We start from the raw sequence: 17298 nt of genomic DNA on the forward strand, positions 1-17298 counted from the left end.
ATCCGAACGTACCGGCCGGCGCCTCACAGGCGGCTCTCAGCGTGTTCCTACGGGCCGGTAGAGTGGCCGGGTCGTCATCACACCGTACGGGGGGAAGCCGGTGCAATTCCGGCGCTGACCCCGCAACCGTGAACCGCCCGTAAGGCGGTCAGCCGGACTGCCCCGCTCGGTCGTGACCGGCTCACGTGCGTCGGCAGCCCGTCGGCGCGCGGCACCGTCGAGGCATACGGAGCCGAGCCGCCCGGGGTCTCCCGTGCTGCCCGCTCCCGCAGGGAGAGGCACCCGCCGATCATGAACGTCGTCCGCCGCAGCGTCGCGGCTCTGGCCGCCGCCACCGCCGTACTGGGTGCCGCCGTCCCCGCTGTCGCCGCGTCCCCCGCCCCGTCGATACCCGACGGGTTGTACGGCACCTCCGACCCGAAGTACGACGGCGTCTGGCGCCAGTCGCTGGCGCTGCTCGCGCAGGACACCGTGGGCGTGAAGCCGGCGGCGAAGGCGGTGGACTGGCTGGCGGGACAGCAGTGCGCGAACGGTGCGTTCGCGGCGTTCCGCGCCGATGCCGCGAGGGCCTGCGATGCCAAGCTCGCGGTCGACACGAACAGTACGGCCGCCGCCGTCCACGCCCTCGCCGCGCTCGGCGGACACCGGACCGCCACCGGCAAGGCGGTCTCCTGGCTGAAGTCCGTGCAGAACAAGGACGGCGGCTGGGGCTACTTGCCGGGCGGGGCGAGCGACGCGAACTCGACGTCCGTCGTCATCGGCGCGCTGACCGCCGTTGGCGAAAAGCCGGGCGGGGTTGTGAAGGACGGCAAGTCTCCCTACGACGCCCTGCTGAAGCTCGCCCTCCCCTGTAACGGGGACGGCGCGGGTGCCTTCGCCTTCCAGCCGGACAAGAAGGGCAAGTTGGCCGCCAACGCGGACGCGACGGCGGCGGCGGTCGTGGGCGCGCTCGGCAAGGGGCTGGCCGGGGACGCCGCGAAGCCGACCGACACCGATCTGACGTGCAAGAACGCCACCGCTCCCGAGCAGGCGGCGCGCAACGGTGCCGGATATCTCGTCAAGGCCCTGGCCAAGGACAAGCACCTGACGTCGGTGCTGGCCGGCGCCAAACCCCAGCCCGACTACGGCAACACGGCCGACGCGGTCCTCGCCCTCGCGACCGCGGGCCACGGCGACAAGGCGGCCGACGCCATGCGCTGGCTGGAGACCAACTCCGGGGCATGGGCCCGGCAGGCCGGACCGGCCGCGTATGCGCAGCTGATCCTCGCCGCGAACGCGGCGACCTTCGACTACAACGACTTCGGCGGCCAGGACCTGGTCAAGCTCCTCAACGCGACCGGTCCGAAGCCGGCCGCCCTCCCGACGTCCGGCGCCTACCCCAGCGAGTCCTCGCAGAGCGCAGAGGACCACTCCGCCAAGAAGGGCTCCGGGTTCGGCGTCTGGTGGATCGTCGGTGTGGGACTCGTCGGCGGCATCGGGGTCGGGTTCCTGATCAGCGGCCGTAAGAAGAAGGCACAGCCGTGATCCGCCGCGCTGTCCTCCTGTTGGCGGTGCTGTTCCTCACCCTTGCCGGCGGCCAGGCGCAGGCCGCCGGTTACCGCTACTGGTCCTTCTGGGACTACGACAACGGCCGCTGGACGTACGCCACCCAGGGCCCCGCCACCGCCCGCCCCTCCGACGGCGACGTCCAGGGCTTCCGCTTCTCGGTGAGCGAGGACTCGGCCGACTCGGCGAAGCCGCGCGGCCAGGCGTCGTTCCCGGTGATCTGCTCGCGGACGCCGGCGCAGGACGGCAAGAAGCGCGTGGCGCTCGTCATCGACTTCGGTACGGCGGCGGACGCCCCGTCCGGCGAGACACCGCCGACCCGCCGTACGGTCTGCGCGCGGGTGTCTGCCGACGGCACGACGGCGGATGCACTGGCGTCGGTGGCGAAGCCGCTGCGGTACGACACGAACGCGCTGTTGTGTGCGATCGGGGGGTATCCGGAGAAGGGGTGCGGGGAGCAGGTCGCGGCGGGAAAGAAGCCGACGGCTGCGGGGAAGAAGGGGGACGGGGGCCCTGCGGTCGGGTTGTTCGTGGGAGCGGGGGCGGTTGCGCTGCTGGGCGCGGCAGCCGTGTGGCAGGCACGGCGACGCAGGCATGCGTAGCCGAGCACCTCACCCGCCGCAGCCTGCGGGCAGTCGTGCCGCTGGGGCGGCTCCCGCCCCAAGGAGAGGCGGCACCCCGTCGCGCCGGGCTGCGCACCCCACCCACCCGCACCCCCACCGCCTTGCACAACTCCACCCCGGCGCATGGTGGCTATGGTCCCTGGGCCTCGGCACCGCAGCCACCCGCACCACCAACCCCCTCCTCCTCTCCCTCCTCATCGCGACGTCCGCCTACGTGGTCGCCACCTGCCGCCCCCGAACCCCCTGGTCCCACTCCTACTCCGCCTTCCTCAAACTCGCCCTCGCCGTCCTCCTCATCCGTCTCGTCTTCGCGGTGGCTCTGGGCTCCCCCATCCCCGGTACACACGTGATCGCCACCCTCCCCGAACTCCCGCTCCCCCACTGGGCGCAGGGCATCCGTCTGGGCGGCAGGGTCACCGCCGAATCACTCCTCTTCGCGTTCTACGACGGCCTGAAGCTGGCCACGCTGCTCATCTGCGTGGGCGCCGCGAACGCCCTGGCCAACCCCGCCCGCCTTCTCAAGTCCCTCCCGGGCGCCCTGTACGAGACCGGCGTCGCGGTGGTGGTCGCCCTCACCTTCGCCCCGAACCTCATCGCCGACGTGCAACGCCTGCGCGCCGCCCGCCGCCTGCGCGGCCGCCCGGACGACGGCGTGCGAGGCCTGCTGCAGGTCGGACTCCCGGTCCTGGAGGGCGCGTTGGAGCGTTCCGTCGCCCTGGCCGCCGCGATGGACGCCCGCGGCTACGGCCGCAGCGCCGAGGTCCCGCCCGCCGTACGCCGCACCACCGCCGCCCTCACCCTCGGCGGCCTGCTCGGCGTCTGCGCGGGGACGTACGGACTGCTCACCGCCGAAGGCGGCACGTACGGTCTGCCCCTGCTGCTCGCCGGGCTCGCCGCGGCCCTCGCCGGTCTCCGCCTGGGCGGCCGCCGCAGCCTGCGCACGCGTTACCGCCCCGACCGGTGGGATGCCCGCGCCTGGCTGGTCGCGGGTTCCGGCGCCGCGGTCGCCACGCTGCTCACCCTCGCCGCCGACGCCGACCCGGCGGCCCTGCACCCCGGTGTCGTCCCGCTCGTCGCCCCCACGCTCCCCCTGTGGCCGGCGGCGGCCGTACTCCTCGCCCTGCTGCCCGCCCTCATCGCCCCCAAGGAGCCGTCGTGATCCGCTTCGAGGATGTCTCCGTGACGTACGACGGGGCGGCCGAACCCACCGTGCGGGGCGTGGACTTCGAGGTCCCGGAAGGCGAACTCGTCCTCCTGGTCGGCCCGTCGGGAGTCGGCAAGTCGACCGTCCTCGGTGCCGTCAGCGGCCTCGTCCCGCACTTCACGGGCGGCACCCTGCGGGGCCGCGTCACGGTGGCGGGCCGCGACACCCGTACGCACAAGCCGCGCGAACTCGCCGACGTCGTGGGCACGGTGGGCCAGGACCCGCTCTCCCACTTCGTCACGGACACGGTCGAGGACGAACTCGCCTACGGAATGGAGTCGTTGGGGCTGGCGCCGGACGTGATGCGCCGCCGCGTCGAGGAGACCCTCGACCTCCTCGGCCTGGCCGATCTCCGCAACCGCCCCATCGCCACCCTCTCCGGCGGCCAGCAGCAGCGCGTCGCCATCGGCTCCGTCCTCACCCCGCACCCCAAGGTCCTGGTCCTCGACGAACCGACCTCGGCCCTCGACCCGGCGGCAGCAGAGGAAGTCCTGGCCGTCCTCCAACGCCTGGTCCACGACCTCGGCACCACGGTCCTCATGGCAGAACACCGCCTGGAACGGGTCATCCAGTACGCGGACCAGGTAGCCGTCCTGCCGGCTCCAGGAGCACCACTACAACTGGGCACCCCGGCCGACATGATGGCGGTATCGCCGGTGTATCCACCGGTGGTGGACTTGGGCCGACTGGCAGGCTGGTCTCCGCTGCCATTGACGGTACGAGACGCGAGACGACGGGCAGTTGGGCTGCGCGAACAACTGGCGGAGCCTGCGGGCAGTCGTGCCGCTAGGGCGGCTCCCGACCCAAAGAGAGGCGGCGCCCCGCAAGCGCGGGCAAGCGAACCCGCCCCTACCTCAATCCCCACCCGCCGTTGGCCGTCCTTCTTCCGCAAGCACACAGCCCCCTCCGTCACTGCATCGCCAACTCCCGCACTCCCGGCTGAAGTTCGCGCCCTATCCGTCCGCCGAGCCCGAATCGAAGCCCTCCGCCACATAACCCTCACCGTCACCCCCGGCGAAACCCTCGCCCTAATGGGCCGCAACGGCGCCGGCAAGTCCACCCTCCTCAACACCCTCGTCGGCCTGACAGAACCCACCACCGGATCAGTCCGAGTCGGCGGCATCACCCCCCACCGCACACCACCCCCCACCCTCGTACGCCACGTAGGCCTGGTCCCCCAGGAACCCCGCGACCTCCTCTACGCCGACACGGTCGCCGCCGAGTGCGCGGCGGCCGACCGGGACGCGCAGGCCGCCCCCGGCACCTGCCGTGCCCTGCTCTCGGACCTCCTCCCCGGCATCACCGACGACACCCACCCCCGCGACCTCTCCGAGGGCCAACGCCTCACCCTGGCCCTCGCCGTCGTCCTCACCGCCCGCCCGCCGCTGCTGCTCCTCGACGAACCGACCCGCGGCCTGGACTACGCGGCGAAGGCCCGGCTCGTGGCCCTGCTGCGCGAGCTGGCAGCGGGCGGACACGCGATCATCCTGGCCACGCACGACGTGGAGCTGGCCGCCGAGCTCGCCCACCGGGTGGTTCTGCTGGCCGACGGCGAGGTGATCGCCGACGGGCCGACGGCCGAGGTGGTCGTCTCGTCCCCCTCCTTCGCCCCGCAGGTCACCAAGATCCTGGCCCCGCAGGAGTGGCTCACGGTCGCGCAGGTGAGGGAGGCACTCGGATGACCCTTCCGCACCCTCTGACCCCTCCGACCCCTCCGCCGCCTCCGACCCCTCAAGTCCGCCCCGTCCGGCTCGGCCCGCGTTCCGTCGCTGCCCTCGCCCTCGTCAGCGCCGTAGGCATCGTCGGTTTCGGCTGGCCCTTCCTCGCCCCGCCGTCCTCTCGGCTGAGCGCCCACGCACAGGACGCGCCCTGGCTCTTCGCGGGTCTGCTGGTGCTGCTGGTCGCCGTCGTGGCCGCGACCGTTGCCGAGTCCGGGCTCGGCCCGAAGGCGGTCGCCATGCTCGGGGTGCTCGCGGCGACCGGCGCCGCCCTGCGCCCGCTCGGCGCCGGGACCGCGGGCATCGAGCCGATGTTCTTCCTGATGGTGCTGAGCGGACGCGTGCTCGGCCCGGGCTTCGGCTTCACCCTGGGCTCGCTCACCATGTTCGCGTCCGCGCTGCTCACGGGCGGGGTGGGCCCGTGGATGCCGTTCCAGATGCTGGCGATGGGCTGGTTCACGATGGGAGCCGGGCTGCTGCCGGGGCCGGACCGCCTGCGCGGCCGCGGCGAACTCGCTCTCCTCGCCGTCTACGGTTTCCTCGCCGCCTTCGCCTACGGCACGATCATGAACCTGGCCGGCTGGCCCTTCATGGGTGCGCTCGCCTCGGGCATCGCCTTCGACCCGCAGGCCGCCGTCCCCGCCAACCTGGCCCGTTTCCTCGCGTACTGCGCGGCCACCTCGCTGGGCTGGGACCTGGGCCGGGCCGTCGTCACCGTCGTACTGACGCTCACGCTCGGCCCGGCGGTGCTCAGGGCACTACGCAGAGCCACCCGCCGAGCGGCGTTCGAGACCGCGGTCACATTCGAGCCCCACTGACCGGTGAAGCACCCCACATGACCCAGATCACCGACTATCTACCCTAGTAGTGCAAATCGGACGCCATGTCCACGCCATAACCGCCCCTGACCTGCACTTTGAGAGCCAGGTCACACGAGCCCCGCCCCTCCCACATACGACCACAACTAGCAAATAGGGTCATTGCGGACCCCTTCCGAGCCTGCTTCTCTGGATGACGTCGCACGGCGCCGACGTGCCCTCAGGGCCGCGGCGCCGACGCATGCCCCCCGGGTTTCCCGGGACTGCGTGCGACTCAGTGCGACTCCCCGTCCCCGAAGAAAAAGGTTCCTCGTGCTCGTCTCCCGCATCGCCCGCCGCATCGCGTCCCCGAAGAAGGCCCTCGCCTCCGCCGCCGTGGCTGCCGCCACCGCCGGCATGGTGCTGACCGCGGCACCCGCTCACGCCGCGACCGCCGACTCGGCCGCCAGTGCCCAGGCGATCGCGCACAAGATGATCCCGAGCGCGGCGCAGTACAACGCCTTCAGCAAGATCGTCGAGCACGAGAGCGGCTGGAACGTCACCGCCACCAACTCCTCCTCCGGCGCCTACGGGCTGGTCCAGGCCCTCCCGGGCTCGAAGATGGCCTCCGCCGGCTCGGACTGGAAGACCAATGCCAAGACCCAGATCAAGTGGGGCCTGGACTACATGAACTCCCGCTACGGCAGCCCGACCGCCGCCTGGGCGTTCTGGCAGGCCAACGGCTGGTACTAATCAGCCACCCGGTCGAAGAACCGCACCACATGGGGCGCCGACACCGCGAACGAACCGAAGTGGTCCACGGCCCCCTGATCCACCACCCGCACCCTCGCCCCCTCACCGGCGAGGGTGCGGGCGCATGTGCGGGCATTGCCGATGGGGACGTCGGTGTCGTTGTCCCCGGCGTACAGCCGCACCGGCACCTCCGGCTTCCAGTCGCAGGTGTGGTCGGCCGAGCGCATCGCGTCCAGCACGGGCCCGGCCGGATGCTGCAGGCGCTCGTGGAAGACGGGCGTGAGCAGCTGTTTCACGCTGGGCGCGAGGCCCTTGACCACGTCGTCCTCCTCGTGGCTCCCGTCGAAGAGGCCCTCGACGCGGCTCGCGTACGGGGCGCGGAAGACCTCGGCCGGGTCGTCGTAGAAGTGATGCAGTCTGTTCTGTGCGATGAGCCAGTAGGAGATGTACAGGACGCCGCTGGTGTCGTTGACCCGCCCGTCGAACAGGGCCGGCACCTCCTGGCCCTCCAGGTCGTACGGCCCGCTCACGGGGGCCAGCGCCTTCAGCCGGAAGTGCTGGTCCGCGCCTGACTGGAGCGCCTTGCCGAGCGCCATCGCGACCTGGCCGCCCTGCGAGAAACCGGTCGCGTAAACGTCCCCGGTGAGCGGGCGGCCGAGCCGGTCCGCGGCCGTGCGGGCGGCGCGCAGCATGTCGACGGAGGCCGTCACGGACGAGGCGGTGTCCATATACGGGTGCGGACCCGGGCCTGCGCCGAGGCCGAGATAGTCGGGGGCGGCCACCGCACGTCCGGCGCTCGCGTTCAGATACGACGGGACCCGTCCGAAGTCCTCGCCCGCGGAGGGCGCGTAGCTGCGCTTGACCATGGTCCCGTGGGTGTCGGAGACCAGGTCGAGCCGGTGGGCCCCGCCCCTGGGGAGCGTGAGGAGGCCGGTCGCGGTTGTCGGTTTGCCGTACGGATCCACCGTCCGGTACGTCAGCCGGTACGCCCGGACGCCGTACCGCACCGAGCCGGTTGCGATGTCCCGCCCGGCCAGGAACTCCCTGACCCCTCCGGCGTCGTGGTCGGCGACCGGGGTGATGGAGACGAGGCTGCCGCGATGGCCGGTGTGCGGCCTCTCCGCCGCCGCGGCGACCGGTGCGGCGGCGAGCCCGGCGAGCAGCAGGGCGGCCGCTCCGGCGAGTCCTCGCCGCGTCCGCCAACTGGCCCGTGTTTTATGGCATTTGCGCGCTTCATCACTCATATCACTCATGCCGTAGACGCTATGTACGAGACGATCGCGCCGACATCCGAGCGTCCCCCGGGTCCATGGTGGACTTGAGTACACCGCGTCCGTACCGCCCGCCGGAGAGGTCATGGCCGAACAGAGCACAGACACGCAGGCCGCAGCCGACCCCGAGGCGCGCGGACTGCGTCTGGTGGCCGTCCTGTTGGGGCTGACCGTGGTCAGCGGGCTGATCGACGCGGTGAGTTATCTGGGCCTCGGGCACGTCTTCACCGCGAACATGACCGGCAACGTGGTGGTGCTGGGCTTCGCCGCCGCAGGGGCGCCCGGCTTCTCGGTGCCGCACACGGCGACTTCGCTGGGCTGCTTCCTGCTGGGTGCGGTGGCCGGAGGGCGGGTCGCGCGACGGCTGGGCAAGGGCTCGCGCCGTACCTGGATGCGCCTCACCCTCGCCGCAGAAGCAGTCCTGGTCGGCGCGTCCGCCGTGGTCGCCTTCGCCGCCCCGCACGCCACCGCCACCGTCTACACCCTGATCGCCCTCACGGCCTTCGCGATGGGCCTGCGCAACGCCACGGTCCGCAAGCTCGGCATCCCCGACCTGACCACGACGGTCCTGACGATGACCCTCACCGGCCTCGCCTCCGACTCCCGCGCCGGCGGCGGCTCGGGCCACCACTCCCCGCGCCGCTCGGCCTCCGTCGTGGCGATGGCCGCCGGGGCCTGGCTGGGTGCCTGGCTGGTGCTCCATCACGGCCTGGGCATTCCCCTGCTGGTGGCGGCGGGGGCGGCGGGGGTGCTGGCGGTGGTGGCTTCGGGGCGCGAGTAGGAGAGGCGAATCAGGTCGAGCAGGGGATGCGTATCAGGTGAGGTCGGCCGGGATCCGGTGGTCCGGCCGCCCGTCCTTGGCCAGGACCGAATGGTCGTGGGCCACCGCTCGGTACAGCCGCATTCCGGAGTCGCCCCGTACGTCATCGGCCGTCCAGACCCGGCCGCCGTGCAGCACCGAGCGACGGGAGAAGACCTCGATCGCCCGCTCGACCGCCGGGCCGTCCACGCGTTCGGCGGCGGCGGACATGTACGCGCCCTGGCCCGTCCCGATCGCCGCCGACGAGTCGAAGACCGCGATCCCCACCTCGGGCCGCACCGCGATGTTGCGCGAGTGCACGGCCTCCGGGGACGAGACCCACAGGAACTCCCGGTACTCCACATGCGCGAAGTAGACCGGAGAACTCCACGGCCGCCCGTCCCCGTCAGCGGTGGCGAGCACCATGTACAGGCCGGCGTCGACGATGCCGCGCACTATCTCACCGGGCTCACCGGGATTCATGATCAGCGGCTCCTGCGGTAGGTGAGGGGGAAGTCCAGTTCCCACTCGGCCTTGTCGCCGCTCGCCTTCTCCCAGACGCCGCGGATGGTGTCGCCGTCCTCGCTCAGCTGTCCGGTGTACCGCTGCCGGAAGTCCAGCGGCGAGAAGTCCGCCACCTCGCGCAGCAGCCGCCACAACCCGCCGGCGAAGCTCATCGCATAGACCCGTACGACACCCCGTGAGTCGTAGTAGTGGTACGTGCAGCCGGTCTCGGCGTCGACCACGATGAGGGCCATGCTGTCCGGTACGGGGTTCGGGGCCTCGGTGCGCTGGACCAGGAACTGCCCGTCCAGGGTCCACTCGAACACGCTGCGCCCGTTCATCGGCGGCTGACCGGGCAACTCGGCCTCGACGACCCACTCGCCGACCAGGGCCTCCAGCTGCTTCAGCGTCTCCTGCCGTGCAATGGCATCCATCGCCTGCTCCTCACTGTCACTGCGGGTACCCCTCACTGTCACCGATGGAGACCGCGGCTACAGGTGGAGCTCATCGGTCGGCGAGTCGCAGCCGGGCCGTGCACAGACCGCTCTCCTCGGGCCGCCGCGTCCGGTTTCCCACCGTCCCGCCCGCCGAGGAGTCCTGCGGCGCACCGATCTCGAACCCCAGGCTCCGCAGAAACCCCAGCCCCGGCTCCCAGTTCCCCGGGCAGGTGGCGGCCACCTTCCGCATCCCCCGCCCGGCCACCTCCTCGATCAGGCGGCCCGCGACGTTCGTACCGATTCCCTCGCGCCGGGCCTCCGGGGCGACAAGAAACACGCCCACCGAACAGCTCTCGGCATCGGGATGGCGGTCCACGACATCGACCAGACCGACGACGCTCGCACCCCGGCACATCACCAGCAGCCGCTTCTGGTCGAAGTCCGCACCCTCGGGAAGCGCGTAGTACAGGCTCTGCACATCGCCCGGGAGGGCCGGATTGCCCGTCGCGGCGACGAAGTAGTCCTCGCAGGACGCGAACAGAGCGGCCACACCCGGCTCGTCCTCCGGGCGCATCTCACGCACCGTCGTCCCGTCCACGGTCTCACCGCCTCACGTCAGACACTCGAACCACTCCGTCCTACCACCACCGGCCGCCGGACCCACGCCCCATTTGTCGGCGACCGCATCCAGGAGTACGAGCTCGTTTGACAGCACCAACAGGCCGATCAAGAGTGCATTCCATGTCATAACGGACATGGATGGGAGTCAGGAATGCACTTGCTCATCGGTCGCGGGCATCGCACCGCCATCATTCCCGCACTGGCCGCGGGACTCGCCGTGGCTCTGATGCCGGCAACCCCCGCCGCGGCGGCCTCCACCGGCACGGTCACCCGCTCCGGTGGGACCGTCACCTTCGTACCGCTCTCGGGCGCGGCCAACCGGGTGACCTTCTACGTCGCGGGCGACCTCACCCACCTGCGGGTCTCCGATCCGGCCGGGATCACCGCAGGCGCCGGCTGCACCCAGACCAGCGCGACCACGGCGACCTGCGGAACGATCGCCGCCATCACCGGCATCCACGCCGACGGCGGCGACGGGGACGACCGGCTCTCGGCCGAGCATCTCAACATCCCCGCCACCTTCGACGGCGGGCCCGGCCAGGACATCCTCGTCGGCGGCACCGCGGACGACCATCTGTCGGACCCCGACGGCTGGCCCGCGCACCCGATCCGGGCCACCTTCCGCGGCGGCGCCGGAAACGACACGATCATCAGCCGCAACGGCGGCTACGACCGCGTCGAATGCGAGGGCGGCCTCAACGACACCGTCACCGCGGACCTCGCGAACCTGGACCGGGTCACGAACACCTGCGAGACGATCAACCGCGGCTGAAGTCCGAGCACGCCGGCCGGCCGTTCCCACGGACGCGTTCCCATGAACGCGTTCCCATCGACGACTACAGCCGCTGAATGATCGTCCCGGTGGCCAGTCCGCCCCCGGCGCACATGGTCACCAGGGCGAACTCCTTGCCGCTGCGCTCCAGTTCATGGAGCGCAGTGGTGATCAGCCGCGCCCCCGTCGCCCCCACCGGATGCCCGAGGGCAATCGCACCGCCGTTGACATTGACCTTCTCCAGGTCCTGCTCGAAGACCTGAGCCCAGCTCAACACCACTGACGCGAACGCCTCGTTGATCTCGACGACGTCGATGTCCTTCAGCGACATCCCGGCCTTGCCCAGCACCGCGCGCGTGGCGTCGATCGGGCCGTCGAGGTGGAAGTGCGGGTCGGCGCCCACCAGCGCCTGGGCGACGATCCGCGCCCGCGGCTTCAGCCTCAGCGCGCGGGCCATCCTCTTCGACGCCCACATGATCGCCGACGCACCGTCGCTGATCTGCGACGAGTTGCCCGCCGTATGGATCGCCGTCGGCATGACCGGCTTCAGGCCCGCCAGGGCCTCCATCGACGTGTCACGCAGGCCCTCGTCCCGGTCGACGAGCCGCCACATGCCCTGTCCGGCGCGCTGTTCCTGCTCCGTGGTCGGGACCTGGACCGCGAACGTCTCCCGCTTGAAACGCTCCTCGGCCCAGGCCGCGGCGGCCCGTTCCTGCGAGATCAGGCCCAGTGAGTCGACGTTCTCACGCGTCAGCCCCCGATGACGCGCGATCCGTTCCGCCGCCTCGAACTGGTTCGGCAGATCCACGTTCCACTCGTCGGGGAAGGGCTTGCCGGGCCCGTGCTTGGACCCGGACCCGAGCGGCACCCGGGACATCGCCTCGACGCCGCAGCTGATCCCGACGTCGATCACACCCGCGGCGACCATGTTGGCCACCATGTGCGAGGCCTGCTGCGAGGACCCGCACTGGCAGTCGACCGTCGTGGCCGCCGTCTCGTAGGGCAGGCCCATGGTCAGCCAGGCCGTGCGGGCGGGGTTCATGGACTGTTCGCCGGCGTGCGTCACCGTGCCGCCGACGATCTGTTCGACCGCGTCGGCGGGCATGCCGGTGCGGCCGAGGAGTTCACGGTAGGTCTCGCCCAGGAGGTAGGCGGGGTGCAGGTTGGCGAGTTGTCCGCCGCGCCTGCCGATGGGGGTGCGGACGGCTTCGACGATCACGGGTTCCGCGGCCATGGGGGGATCCTCTCCTCCGGTACCCGCGCGGCGCGGGGGCGTCCCGGCCGGCCCCGCCACGCTGAACTAGTACGTGTTCTAGTTCTGCCAGCAGTCTGCTGACAGTGCGTCCACAACCGCAAGGGTCGTGCACGCACTACGGCTCCAATTCGGCTTGCCGTACCTCTTGCACCTTGTAGAACCCGTTACTACCGTCACGGCAAACCTGAAACCTGATGGACCGTCAGAAGACGCTCGGAACTCAGCCGGAGTCGCCCATGCCCTGTCCAGCTCTCCCCGACGGGTTCGACTTCACCGACCCCGACCTGCTGCACCACCGTGTGCCCCTGCCGGAGTTCGCCGAGCTGCGGCTTGCCGAACCGGTCCGCTGGATCCCGCAGCCGGGCAACATCGCCGGCTTCCAGGACGAGGGGTACTGGGCCGTCACCCGGCACGCGGACGTCAAGTACGTCTCCACACACCCCGAGTTGTACTCGTCGTACCTCAACACGGCGATCATCCGCTTCAACGAGCACATCGAGCGCGACGCCATCGACGCGCAGCGGCTGATCCTCCTCAACATGGATCCGCCGGAGCACACCCGGGTCCGCCAGATCGTGCAGCGCGTCTTCACCCCGCGCGCGATACGGGCGTTGGAGGACCGGCTGCGCGAGCGCGCCCACAACATCGCGCAGAACGCCCGCGCACATCCCGGCCCCTTCGACTTCGTGACCGACGTCGCCTGCGAACTGCCCCTGCAGGCGATCGCCGAGCTCATCGGCATCCCGCAGGACGACCGGGCCAAGATCTTCGACTGGTCCAACAAGATGATCTCGTACGACGACCCGGAGTACGCGATCACCGAGGAGGTCGGCGCCGAGTCGGCCACCGAACTCATCGCCTACGCCATGAACATGGCCGCGGACCGGAAGCAGTGCCCGGCGAAGGACATCGTCACGACGCTGGTGTCGGCCGAGGACGAAGGCAATCTCAACTCCGACGAGTTCGGCTTCTTCGTACTGATGCTGGCCGTCGCGGGCAACGAGACGACCCGTAACGCCATCACCCACGGGATGCATGCGTTCCTGACCCATCCCGAGCAGTGGGAGCTGTACAAGCAGGAGCGCCCGGAAAGCGCGGCCGAGGAGATCGTGCGGTGGGCGACCCCCGTCAACTCCTTCCAGCGGACGGCCACTCAGGACACCGAACTGGGCGGGAAGTCGATCAGGAAGGGGGACCGGGTCGGGATCTTCTACGCCTCCGCCAACCATGACCCGGAGGTCTTCACCGACCCCGACGCCTTCGACATCCTCCGCGACCCCAACCCCCACCTCGGCTTCGGCGGCGGAGGCCCGCACTACTGCCTGGGCAAGTCCCTCGCGGTCCTGGAGATCGACCTGATCTTCAACGCGATCGCCGACGCCCTGCCGGGCCTCACCCTGGCCGGCGACCCGTCCCGGCTGCGCTCCGCGTGGATCAACGGCGTGAAGCACCTTCAGGTCCAGGCCGGTTGACGGTTCCGCTTCCGGTACGACGGTCTCGGGCCGGCGGCATCCCGGCGCCGCCGGCCCGTCCGGGCCGAAGCAGAGCCCGAGAGTGCCCGTGACGCTTCGCGAGACGCACGGAATCAATGCCCCGAAGACGCCCGATCGGCCTGCGCGGCCCGGGCGTCGGGCAGGGATTGGTCCTGTGCCGCGGTCGCGGTGGCCGCCCGCGGGCCCGACAGCAGGTACTGCAGCCCGAGGCCCGCCCCGATCACGGCGGCGCCGCCGACCGCGTCGAGGATCCAGTGGTTGCCGGTCCCGATGATCGCGGACACCGTGAACAGCGGATGCAGCAGCCCCAGGGGCTTCATCCACCACTTGGGCGCCAGCACCACGATGACGATGCCGCACCACAGCGCCCACCCGAAGTGCAGGGACGGCATGGCCGCGTACTGGTTGGTGAACGCGGTCAGCGTGCCGTAGTCCGGCTTGGAGAAGTCCTGGACGCCGTGCACCGTGTCGATGAAGCCGAGTCCCGGCATCAGGCGCGGCGGCGCCAGCGGGTACAGCCAGAAGCCGAGCAGACCGATCACGGTGGCCAGGCCCAGCACAGAGCGCGCCCAGCGGTAGTCCACGGGGCGCCGCACGTAGAGCACGGCGAGGATGGTGAGCGGGACCCCGAAGTGGAACGACTCGTAGTAGTAGTCGAGGAAGCTGCGCAGCCAGTCGACCTTCACCACGGCGTGGTTGGCCCAGTGCTCGATGTCGATGGACAGCCACTGCTCGATCCGGTGGATCTGGTGTCCGTGGTGTTCCGCGGTGGCCCGGTCGGCGGTCACCGCGAGCCGGATCTGCTGGTAGGCGGCGTAGGTGACGCGGATCAGGAGGAGTTCGAGGAGCAGGTTCGGGCGGGTGAGGACCCGCCGCAGGAACGGGACGACGGGTACGTGTGCGAAGCGGGCCGGGACCGGGGCGGCGTACTCGGCCGGGACCGGGGAGCTGTAGTACGGCGAGGTACGGGACAGGAACGGCACGACGGTGGCCGCGGCGAGGGCGGCGATCACCACCAGGTCGTCGCGCAGCGTGTTCAGCTGCGGCATGTGCGGCAGCATCATCTTCGCCGGCAGCGTCATCACCAGGACCACGGCGACCGGCCACACGAACCGGTCGGAGGCCCGCTTGCCGACCCGTCCGACGACCGCGAGGAGCACCCACAGCAGCTGGTGCTGCCAGGCGGTCGGCGACACGGCGATCGCCGCGCAGCCGGTGACCGCGACCGCGAGGAGCAGTTGTCCGTCGCGCGCGTAGCGCACGGCGCGGCGCACCCCGAGAACGGCGACCGCCGTGCCCAGCGCGCAGAAGAGGACGATCTCGAGGGGGCCGGCCGGCCCGAGCCGGAGCAGTGCGCCGTGCAGGGACTCGTTGGCGAGGTCGTCGGCCCTGCCGCCGAGACCGGCGCCCGCCATGTGGTGCACCCAGTAGGTGTACGAGTCGTGCGGCATCGCGGCCCACGCCAGCACCGTGCAGACGGCGAAGGTGCCCCCGGCGGACAGCGCGGCGCGGCGGCGTCCGGTGAACCACAGCAGCGGGGCGAAGAGCAGCACGGTGGGCTGGAGGGCGGCGGCGAGACCGATCAGCAGGCCGCTGGTGCGCTCGCCGCGGACGACGAAGCAGCCGACCAGCACCAGCAGGACCGGCATGATGCTGGTCTGCCCGAGCCACAGCGTGTTGCGCACCGGCAGTGAGAGCATCAGCAGGCTGATCGCGAGCGGCGCGGCGAGCAGGGAGGTCCGCCGGCTCACCGGCTGCGGCAGCGCACGGGCCACGATCAGGCCGAGCGCGACCACCAGCAGCAGCGTGCCGAAGGTCCAGCCCCAGCCGAGGGCCTGCTCGGCCGCCCGGGTGAGGGGCTTGAGAACCAGTCCGCCGAACGGTGTGCCGGTGAACCGCGTGGAGTCGTACAGCGATCCCTTCACATGCAGGACGCCGTTGGGACCGACCCAGGTCTCCAGATCCGTCAGCCGCTCACCCCTGGGCGTACGGAGGACGACGGCCATCTGGCGTACGGCGAGTACGGCCGCGACCAGCCACAGGCCCAGGCGGACCACATGCAGGCGTCTGGGACTCCCTCCGACAGCCGTCGCTCCGAGGGTTTCCGCCGGTCGGCCGCTGTGCTCCACGTTCGCCACGCCTGGTAGGCCTCCAGCCCCCCGCTTCTGCCGTACGCCCCCTCTGTGCCGGAATGACCATAATGCGCCCGCAGTGGGCGCGCCTCCGGAGGCGCGCCCGCACCCGTACTGTCAGAAGCCCTGTCCACGGCATCACGGAGGCTTCGGGGAATGGCCTGTTTCCTGCGGAAATGCGCACGCGCACGCTTACTGGCGGTCGTTCTGGCCCTGCTCGGGATTCAGCTGGGGTCACTGGTCGCACCGGCGTACGCGTGCGGCTGTGGCGCGATGATCCCCGAGGCGCAGCAGCGGGTGAGCGTCGGCCGTGAGGAGTCCGTCGTCCGCTGGGACGGCAGCCGGGAACAGATCGTGATGAGCCTGACGGTCGACGGGGACGCCGACCGGGCCGCCTGGGTCATGCCGGTCCCGCACCGCGCGACGGTCGAGCTCGGCGACCCGGCGCTGTTCACCCAGCTCGCCGCCGCCACCGCCCCCGTCCACCGCGACCGCTACCACTTCTGGCCGCAGGACGGCGACTGGCCCCTGGTCACCGGCGACGGCAGCAGCGCGGACGGCCCGCCCGGGGCCGGCGCCGTCGCGCCCGGCGTGGGCGTGGTCGGCCGCCAGAAGCTCGGCCCCTTCGACGTCGCCCGCCTGACCGCCACCGACCCGGCCGCCCTGAACACCTGGCTGGACACCAACGGCTTCGCCATGCCGCCCCGCCTTGAGGACGCCCTCCAGCCGTATGTGAGCCGCCGCTGGGAGTACGTCGCCGTCCGCCTGTCCCCCGACACCGCGAACGCCCCGCTGAACGGCACGCTCGACCCGCTCCACCTCACCTTCGCGTCCGGGCAGCCCGTCTACCCGATGCGCCTGTCCCGCCTCGCCCGCACCCCGCAGTCCCTGGGCCTGTACGTCCTCGCCGCGCACCGCATGGAGACCCGCTCCGCGATCGGCGGCGACCGCCCCCGGGTCACCTACGCCGGACGCGTCAGCGCGAAGTCGGGCCCGCTGGCCGAGCTGGCCGCGGGCACACCGTTCCTGACCGCGATCGGCCAGGAGTTCCCGCGCCCCTCGTCGATCTCCGGCGACCACGTACTGCGCCGGGCCTCCGCGGACACCCCGTTCCAGCAGGTGATCTACGAGGAGCGGCTGCGCAAGGTGGCCGGCATCCCGGCGTGGCTGCTGACGGTCGTCGGCACCTTCACCCTCGCCGTCACGGCCGTGACCGTGTTCGCCGTACGACGCTCCCGGCGCCCGGTGCCGCCTCCGCCGCCCGTGCACGCGCCTCCACCGATCAGCTGAAACCGCCCGTCATGATCTCCCTGAGGGGCACCCGGCCCGCGGCTATATTCATTAGGGCAGCTAGTTAGAAGCGCTAATTAGGCA

General features: G+C 71.3%; 16 protein-coding genes and 1 riboswitch. Of the genes, 10 read left to right on the forward strand and 6 right to left on the reverse strand.

The features are described from left to right. Positions 1-45: 45 nt before the first annotated feature. Positions 46-183: riboswitch (cobalamin riboswitch) on the forward strand. Between the two features lie 108 nt (positions 184-291). The 6 genes from ACFY10_RS03510 (at position 292) to ACFY10_RS03535 (ending at position 6640) form a co-directional block, all read left to right on the forward strand. Further along, on the forward strand, positions 292-1524 hold the full coding sequence (locus ACFY10_RS03510) for a prenyltransferase/squalene oxidase repeat-containing protein (protein ID WP_390663361.1): 1233 nt from the start codon (positions 292-294) through the stop codon (positions 1522-1524). Next, positions 1521-2147: an SCO2322 family protein gene (locus tag ACFY10_RS03515; RefSeq protein WP_390663362.1), complete on the forward strand. Its 627-nt coding sequence runs from the start codon at positions 1521-1523 to the stop codon at positions 2145-2147. Before ACFY10_RS03510 ends, ACFY10_RS03515 begins: the two co-directional genes overlap by 4 nt. Next, the gene (locus tag ACFY10_RS03520) at positions 2140-3327 is read left to right on the forward strand and encodes an energy-coupling factor transporter transmembrane component T (RefSeq protein ID WP_390663363.1); all 1188 of its coding nucleotides are present in this window, start codon (positions 2140-2142) and stop codon (positions 3325-3327) included. Before ACFY10_RS03515 ends, ACFY10_RS03520 begins: the two co-directional genes overlap by 8 nt. Then, a complete protein-coding gene (locus ACFY10_RS03525; RefSeq protein ID WP_390663364.1) occupies positions 3324-5054 on the forward strand; it encodes an ABC transporter ATP-binding protein in 1731 nt (576 codons plus the stop codon). Before ACFY10_RS03520 ends, ACFY10_RS03525 begins: the two co-directional genes overlap by 4 nt. Beyond that, positions 5051-5908: an ECF transporter S component gene (locus tag ACFY10_RS03530; RefSeq protein WP_390663365.1), complete on the forward strand. Its 858-nt coding sequence runs from the start codon at positions 5051-5053 to the stop codon at positions 5906-5908. Before ACFY10_RS03525 ends, ACFY10_RS03530 begins: the two co-directional genes overlap by 4 nt. A 312-nt stretch (positions 5909-6220) precedes the next feature. Next, a complete protein-coding gene (locus ACFY10_RS03535) occupies positions 6221-6640 on the forward strand; it encodes a transglycosylase SLT domain-containing protein (RefSeq protein ID WP_390663366.1) in 420 nt (139 codons plus the stop codon). On the opposite strand, the gene ACFY10_RS03540 is transcribed toward ACFY10_RS03535, so the two are convergent. Further along, positions 6637-7884 carry an alpha/beta hydrolase family protein gene (locus tag ACFY10_RS03540; protein WP_390664125.1) on the reverse strand — a complete coding sequence of 416 codons (1248 nt, stop codon included), beginning with the start codon at positions 7882-7884 and terminating at the stop codon, positions 6637-6639. The two genes, ACFY10_RS03535 and ACFY10_RS03540, sit on opposite strands and share 4 nt — an antisense overlap. Positions 7885-7996: 112 nt before the next feature. On the opposite strand from ACFY10_RS03540, the gene ACFY10_RS03545 reads away from it, so the two are divergent. Continuing rightward, entirely contained in the window at positions 7997-8692 is a 696-nt protein-coding gene (locus ACFY10_RS03545; RefSeq protein WP_390663367.1) for a YoaK family protein, read from the forward strand. A gap of 33 nt (positions 8693-8725) precedes the next feature. Here ACFY10_RS03545 and ACFY10_RS03550 read toward each other — a convergent pair whose 3' ends face one another. The 3 genes from ACFY10_RS03550 to ACFY10_RS03560 form a co-directional block, all read right to left on the reverse strand. Further along, entirely contained in the window at positions 8726-9193 is a 468-nt protein-coding gene (locus ACFY10_RS03550; protein ID WP_390663368.1) for a pyridoxamine 5'-phosphate oxidase family protein, read from the reverse strand. Between the two features lie 2 nt (positions 9194-9195). After that, positions 9196-9648 (reverse strand): hypothetical protein, encoded by a 453-nt coding sequence (locus tag ACFY10_RS03555; protein WP_390663369.1) that lies wholly within the window; start codon positions 9646-9648, stop codon positions 9196-9198. 70 nt (positions 9649-9718) lie between these two features. Further along, positions 9719-10249 (reverse strand): GNAT family N-acetyltransferase, encoded by a 531-nt coding sequence (locus ACFY10_RS03560; protein WP_390663370.1) that lies wholly within the window; start codon positions 10247-10249, stop codon positions 9719-9721. Positions 10250-10423: 174 nt separating this feature from the next. On the opposite strand from ACFY10_RS03560, the gene ACFY10_RS03565 reads away from it, so the two are divergent. Continuing rightward, a complete protein-coding gene (locus ACFY10_RS03565; protein WP_390663372.1) occupies positions 10424-11044 on the forward strand; it encodes a hypothetical protein in 621 nt (206 codons plus the stop codon). 64 nt (positions 11045-11108) lie between these two features. Here ACFY10_RS03565 and ACFY10_RS03570 read toward each other — a convergent pair whose 3' ends face one another. Next, positions 11109-12278, reverse strand: a complete 1170-nt coding sequence (locus ACFY10_RS03570; protein WP_390663373.1) for a steroid 3-ketoacyl-CoA thiolase — start codon at positions 12276-12278, stop codon at positions 11109-11111. A 257-nt stretch (positions 12279-12535) separates the two neighbouring features. Between ACFY10_RS03570 and ACFY10_RS03575 the strand changes: the two genes are divergently transcribed. After that, a complete protein-coding gene (locus ACFY10_RS03575) occupies positions 12536-13771 on the forward strand; it encodes a cytochrome P450 (protein ID WP_390663375.1) in 1236 nt (411 codons plus the stop codon). A 113-nt stretch (positions 13772-13884) separates the two neighbouring features. On the opposite strand, the gene ACFY10_RS03580 is transcribed toward ACFY10_RS03575, so the two are convergent. Then, positions 13885-15930 (reverse strand): bifunctional glycosyltransferase 87/phosphatase PAP2 family protein, encoded by a 2046-nt coding sequence (locus ACFY10_RS03580; protein WP_390663376.1) that lies wholly within the window; start codon positions 15928-15930, stop codon positions 13885-13887. 150 nt (positions 15931-16080) lie between these two features. Between ACFY10_RS03580 and ACFY10_RS03585 the strand changes: the two genes are divergently transcribed. Then, the gene (locus ACFY10_RS03585) at positions 16081-17214 is read left to right on the forward strand and encodes a DUF2330 domain-containing protein (RefSeq protein ID WP_390663378.1); all 1134 of its coding nucleotides are present in this window, start codon (positions 16081-16083) and stop codon (positions 17212-17214) included. Positions 17215-17298 lie beyond the last annotated feature (84 nt).

The organism is Streptomyces sp. NPDC001401, assembly GCF_042895385.1.
GTDB lineage: Bacteria > Actinomycetota > Actinomycetes > Streptomycetales > Streptomycetaceae > Streptomyces.

Coding starts and splice junctions, on each gene's coding strand:
- ACFY10_RS03510 (WP_390663361.1), top strand. CDS start 292: ATGAACGTCGTCCGCCGCAGCGTCGCGGCTCTGGCCGCCGCCACCGCC.
- ACFY10_RS03520 (WP_390663363.1), top strand. CDS start 2,140: ATGCGTAGCCGAGCACCTCACCCGCCGCAGCCTGCGGGCAGTCGTGCC.
- ACFY10_RS03530 (WP_390663365.1), top strand. CDS start 5,051: ATGACCCTTCCGCACCCTCTGACCCCTCCGACCCCTCCGCCGCCTCCG.
- ACFY10_RS03540 (WP_390664125.1), bottom strand. CDS start 7,884: ATGAGTGATGAAGCGCGCAAATGCCATAAAACACGGGCCAGTTGGCGG.
- ACFY10_RS03545 (WP_390663367.1), top strand. CDS start 7,997: ATGGCCGAACAGAGCACAGACACGCAGGCCGCAGCCGACCCCGAGGCG.
- ACFY10_RS03550 (WP_390663368.1), bottom strand. CDS start 9,193: ATGAATCCCGGTGAGCCCGGTGAGATAGTGCGCGGCATCGTCGACGCC.
- ACFY10_RS03555 (WP_390663369.1), bottom strand. CDS start 9,648: ATGGATGCCATTGCACGGCAGGAGACGCTGAAGCAGCTGGAGGCCCTG.
- ACFY10_RS03565 (WP_390663372.1), top strand. CDS start 10,424: ATGCACTTGCTCATCGGTCGCGGGCATCGCACCGCCATCATTCCCGCA.
- ACFY10_RS03570 (WP_390663373.1), bottom strand. CDS start 12,278: ATGGCCGCGGAACCCGTGATCGTCGAAGCCGTCCGCACCCCCATCGGC.
- ACFY10_RS03575 (WP_390663375.1), top strand. CDS start 12,536: ATGCCCTGTCCAGCTCTCCCCGACGGGTTCGACTTCACCGACCCCGAC.
- ACFY10_RS03585 (WP_390663378.1), top strand. CDS start 16,081: ATGGCCTGTTTCCTGCGGAAATGCGCACGCGCACGCTTACTGGCGGTC.